The sequence below is a fragment of the Reyranella sp. CPCC 100927 genome (assembly GCF_007859315.1).
Taxonomy (GTDB): Bacteria; Pseudomonadota; Alphaproteobacteria; order Reyranellales; family Reyranellaceae; genus Vineibacter.
This window is the reverse complement of the sequence record NZ_VOHA01000065.1, coordinates 1-845: the sequence shown is the minus strand read 5'-3', so window position 1 is coordinate 845 and position 845 is coordinate 1. Positions and strand designations below refer to the sequence as shown.

1 pseudogene is annotated in these 845 nt (G+C 60.6%); it reads right to left on the bottom strand.

The features are described from left to right. Positions 1-16: 16 nt before the first annotated feature. Positions 17-798: pseudogene (locus FQU96_RS41970) on the bottom strand (IS5 family transposase). Between the last annotated feature and the right edge of the window lie 47 nt (positions 799-845).

The following is an 845-nucleotide window of genomic DNA, read 5'->3' as shown; positions in this document are numbered from 1 at the left end:
TAGGTTGTGTTGACATTTACCGCCACCACAAGGTCATGGCGGCGATGGTAACGACCCCGAGGTAGTTGCGTGCTGTTTTCTCGTAGCGTGTGGCTAGGCGCCGGAAGTGCTTGAGCTTGTTGATACACCGTTCGACGAGGTTGCGGTCGCGGTAGATTTGGCGGTCGTATTGTCGCGGCGGCGAGCAAGTGCGGGCGGGAATGACGGGGGTTGCGCCCTGCGTGTGGATCAGCTCGATGAACCATTGGGCATCGTAGGCCCGGTCTGCGAGTACATAGCCGCCGCGCTGATCGACGATCAGCTGACGTGCGGCACGGATGTCGTGGCGCTGTCCCGGCGCGAGGAGAAGGCGAAGCGGCCGGCCCGAGGCGTCGACAGCCAGGTTGACCTTGGTGCTCAGGCCGCCGCGCGAGCGGCCGAGCGCCTGATTTTGAGTCCCCTTTTTGCGCCGGCCGCATGCTGATGTGCCCGTACGATTGTCGAGTCGATGATCCGATAGCTGAAGTCGGGGGCATGGATCAGTGCCTTAAACAGATGGTACCAGACGCCTGACCGGCACCAACGGTTGAACCTTTGGTACACGCTGTTCCAGGGCCCGAACAGCGGCGGCAGATCACGCCATGGCGCACCGCTGCGCACGATCCACAGCACGGCGTCGACAAACAGTCGATTGTCCCTGCCCGACGCACCTCGATCGCCTTTCTTTCCGGGAACCAACGACGCGATCAACGACCATTGCCTATCCGTCAACTCTCTGCGAACCAAGACTGCCTCCCCAGATTCGCAGTCTTGAATCAACTTTTCCCGCAAAAGGGAATCCCCTAAATGTCAACACGACCTAGTTC